This window comes from Pontiella sp. (genome assembly GCF_041622395.1).
Taxonomy (GTDB): domain Bacteria; phylum Verrucomicrobiota; class Kiritimatiellia; order Kiritimatiellales; family Pontiellaceae; genus Pontiella.
This window is the reverse complement of the sequence record NZ_JBFJYW010000319.1, coordinates 1-4,175: the sequence shown is the minus strand read 5'-3', so window position 1 is coordinate 4,175 and position 4,175 is coordinate 1. Positions and strand designations below refer to the sequence as shown.

At 59.5% G+C, this 4,175-nt stretch carries 4 protein-coding genes; 2 read left to right on the top strand and 2 right to left on the bottom strand.

Annotated elements, in window-relative coordinates; translation table 11 throughout:
• The coding region (locus tag ABYO54_RS14720) for an efflux RND transporter periplasmic adaptor subunit (protein WP_372808998.1) at positions 1-501 on the bottom strand (501 nt) is incomplete at its 3' end.
• A 22-nt stretch (positions 502-523) separates the two neighbouring features.
• Positions 524-1,168 carry a TetR/AcrR family transcriptional regulator gene (locus ABYO54_RS14715; RefSeq protein ID WP_372808997.1) on the bottom strand — a complete coding sequence of 215 codons (645 nt, stop codon included), beginning with the start codon at positions 1,166-1,168 and terminating at the stop codon, positions 524-526.
• A 152-nt stretch (positions 1,169-1,320) separates the two neighbouring features.
• Between ABYO54_RS14715 and ABYO54_RS14710 the strand changes: the two genes are divergently transcribed.
• Both ABYO54_RS14710 and ABYO54_RS14705 read left to right on the top strand, forming a co-directional pair.
• A complete protein-coding gene (locus ABYO54_RS14710) occupies positions 1,321-3,093 on the top strand; it encodes a TIGR01212 family radical SAM protein (protein WP_372808996.1) in 1,773 nt (590 codons plus the stop codon).
• A gap of 26 nt (positions 3,094-3,119) precedes the next feature.
• Complete coding sequence (locus ABYO54_RS14705) at positions 3,120-4,145, top strand: 3-deoxy-7-phosphoheptulonate synthase (RefSeq protein ID WP_372808995.1); 1,026 nt, start codon at positions 3,120-3,122, stop codon at positions 4,143-4,145.
• Positions 4,146-4,175 lie beyond the last annotated feature (30 nt).

The following is a 4,175-nucleotide window of genomic DNA, read 5'->3' as shown; positions in this document are numbered from 1 at the left end:
GGCTTCGGCCGCATCGAGCCCGCTCTTGGCGCGGTCGTAGTCGGACTGCGGAACCACCTTTTGCTCGAAGAGGCCGGAAATGCGTTTGTAGTCCTGCTGCGCGTTTTGCTGCATCGCCATCGCCCCGGACAGCTGCGCTTCGAGCGCGGCAATCCGGTCCTCGAAGTCGCGCGGGTCGATCTGCATCAGCAGGTCGCCCTCCTTCACCGGCTCGCCGAGCATGACGTTGACACTCGTCAACGGCCCGCCGACCCGGAACGAAAGCGCGGTCTCTTCCGAGGCCTTGACGATGCCGGGGAAACTGCGCTCCAGCCTCAGCGGCGCCGCCTTGACCCGCTCGAACCGAACCGGGCGCGGTGCATTCTTGAATTCCATCTTGGCTTGGTTCTGATGCTTGGCGGCCTCTTTCTTTCGCGCGCCTGCGGCACTGACCAACACGATGACGGCAACGGCCAATATGCCGCCCCCGATCCCGGTAATGATTTTTTTATTCAGCTTCATCGCATACTCCCTTAAAAGTCCCTTAATCCTCCGGAAGCCCCAGCGACAACTGGGCCTGCCGTACCAACAAATCTTCCAATTTCTGCAAATATTCTTCCGTATAGCTTTCGGTTCCCAGCGCCTTCAGAAACACCTTCATGTAGTTTGCGTGGGCAAAGATCGGCATCTTCATGGTAACCGTGCGCTGAAACACCTCGGTTTCATCCATCGCGGGATCGATGATTTTCAAAAAGCGCCTCAACGCCTCCATGCTGGGTTCGAGCACCTCGACCCGGAAGAGCTCATAGAGCTCGTCGTCGCGCTGAAGCAGCTGATAGATCACCTGCGAATGCCAGGCGGGCCGGTCCGTACGGAACAGATCGGTGATCTCGCTGGAGACGATGACCCGAACCACTTTTGCCAACTCTTTGGGCGTGGCCGTTTCATCGATCGCCGAAATCGCGTCGAAGTATTCCTTGTCCATGCACCAGCTCATCGCCTCGCGCACCACCGCCGCAAAAAGACCGTCCTTCCCGCCAAAATGGTAATGGATGCTTCCGATGTTTTCGCCGGCGGCCTCCGCCACCTTGCGGGTGGAAACACTGGCAAAGCCATCCGCCGCCGCCAAGTTGCCGGCAGCGGCGATGATGTTCATTTTAGTGATTTCTGCGGCCGAATAGGTCCTCATTGCGATGTCCCCGGGTTTAATCAGTCCGCCAAATGTAGCCGCCCGAACCATTTAGTCAAACGATTAAATCAACTATTTAATCATCTGACTAAATCCGATATTTTCCATTGCGTGTTGCCTCGAACGCGGCCCTGCGGCACAGTTTTTTTTCGATGAAAAGCCCCTACCTCCAATACAAGGACTACATGAAAGCGCGCTATGGCGAGGCGCTCTTCCGCGTACCGATCGACTTCGGTCTCGGCTGCCCCAACCGCGCATTCGACGGAACCGGCGGCTGTACGTTCTGCAACGCGCGCGGCGCCGCGGCGGTGCAGACGCTGGGGGCCGCCACCGTGCAGGAGCAGATGGCCGAGGCGATCCGCTTTGCGCGCGACCGCTACGGCGCGAAAAAATACATGGCCTACATCCAGGCCTTCTCCGCCACCTTCGGCGAAAAACAACAGCCGCTGTATCTCGACCTGCTCGATGCGTTCGATTTCACCGCCGTGAGCATCGGCACCCGCCCCGACTGCCTGACGCCGCAGGCCTACGACTTTCTCGTCGAACTCAACCAGCACATCGAAGTTTGGGTGGAACTCGGCGTCCAGACCGTTCACGATCGCACGCTCGAGCGCATCAACCGCGGCCACGACTGGGCGGCGAGCAAAGCGGCGATCGAACACCTGCACGAGCGCGGAATCAAGGTGGCCATCCACGTCATCCTCGGCCTGCCCGGCGAAACCGCGGCCGATTTCCAGCAGACGGCCGACACCCTCGCCGCCCTTCCCATCGACGCCATAAAAATCCACAACCTGCATATCGAAAAAGGCACCACGCTAGCCAAAGCATATGAAACCGGCCCGACTTTCGATGCGCCGCTTTTCATGGAGTACGATTTTGCGGAGCACCTGATGGATTTCATCCGCCGCATGCCGCCGAACATCCCCATCATGCGGATCACGACCGACACGCCCGACAACGAACTCATCGCCCCGAAGTGGCACATGGCCAAAGGGCAATTCATCGACTACGTCATCCAGCAGATGACCTGCCGGGAGTGGCGACAGGGCGATTTGTTCGGAATCCTGAAACCTGAAACGGAAACCTGGAAACCGAAGCTCGTTCCCACCGAAGATGCATCCATCACGTTTTGGAACGAGGACTATAAAGAGCACTACCACACACCGGCGGGCGCGCGACTGGAGGCCGAGGAAAAATACATCGTGCCCAGCAAACTCAAGGAGCGGCTGGCGAATGGCAATGTTGCGCTTTTGGATGTCTGCTTCGGACTCGGCTACAACAGCCTGACCGCGGCAGCACTCGCATGCCGGCCATGCCGGGGGCCACTGAGCATCACCGCCTTGGAAATGGATCGGCGGGTGGTGGGTGCGGCGGCGGAAAACATCCATACAAAGGAAACCGATTCCTTTGACTGGAAAAAGACGCTGGCCGAACTGTACGCGTCCGGAAGCTCGCGCCTCCCGCATCATGCGTCGCTCTCCATCCACTGGGGCGACGCGCGGTACACCATCACGAAATGCGAGCCCCACGCATACGACCTCGTTTTCCTGGATGCCTTTTCCACCCAGCGCAACAGCGAACTGTGGACGGTGGACTTTTTCAAAAAGCTCAAAGGCGTCATGAAACCGGACGCCGTGCTACTGACCTATTGCGCGGCGATCCCGGTGCGCGCCGGGCTGATGGAGGCCGGATTCTTCGTGGGCGAAACCGTCCCGGTCGGGCGGCAGCGCGGCGGCACGCTCGCCGCCCTGCGCCCGGAAGCCATCGAAATCCCCCTGCCCGACCACGAAACCGAAATGATCCGCACGACCACCCGCGGCCTGCCCTACCGCGATCCCTACGGCGTCTGGACCAACAAGGAAATCCTGCGCGACCGCCAGGAACGCATCATCCAAAGCAAACAAGAAGATTCTTCCAATCGTTAGACTGTTGTGCTTAATTCCGCCTCCTTATGACAAACGATATCCATCTGACCGAAGACCTGCGCATCAAGAAAATCAAGAAGCTGGTCACGCCCGCCAAGCTGAAGGAAGAGCTTCCGATCGGCATCGCCCTGACGAACAAGGTTCTGGCCGACCGCGATGCCGTCCGCGACATCATCCACCTGCGCGACGACCGCTTGCTCGTCGTCATCGGCCCCTGCTCGATCCACGATCCGGCGGCCGCGCTGGATTATGCCCAACGGCTGGCCGCCGTTGCGCAAGAGGTGAAAGACCGATATTTCATCGTCATGCGCGTCTACTTCGAAAAACCGCGCACCACCATTGGATGGAAGGGTTTCATCAACGATCCGCATCTCGACAACTCCTGCGAAATGGAGCTCGGCCTCAGTGCCGCACGCAAGCTGTTGCTCGACATCGCCCACCTCGGCCTGCCGATCGCCACCGAATTTCTCGACCCGATCGTGCCCCAATACACCGCCGATCTCGTCAGCTGGTCGGCCATCGGCGCCCGGACCACCGAATCGCAGACGCACCGCGAAATGTCGAGCGGCCTCTCCATGCCGGTCGGCTTCAAGAACGCCACCGACGGCAACATCGAGATCGCCATCAACGCCATCGAGTCGGCCAGCAATCCGCACAGCTTCCTGGGCATCGACCAGGACGGCCATTCGGCGATGGTCAAAACCTCCGGCAATCCGAACACACATCTGGTTCTGCGCGGCGGGAAGCAACCCAACTACCACTTCCCGGAAGTCACCTACGCCGCCTGCAAGCTCGAAGCCGCCGGACTCGAAAAATCGCTGATGGTCGACTGTTCGCACGCCAATGCCGGCAAGATTGCCCGCAACCAGGTCAAGGTCTGGAAAGAGATTCTCGCCCAGCGGGCCAAGGGCAACTGCCCCATCACGGGCGCCATGGTCGAAAGCTTCCTCAAAGAAGGAAACCAGAAAATTTCCTGCAATCTGGAATACGGCCTGTCCATCACCGACCAATGCCTCGACTGGGAAACCACCGAGCAGATGCTTTTGATGTAGCCGGGTCCTCCGGGCCGTGTGTTAAACGGC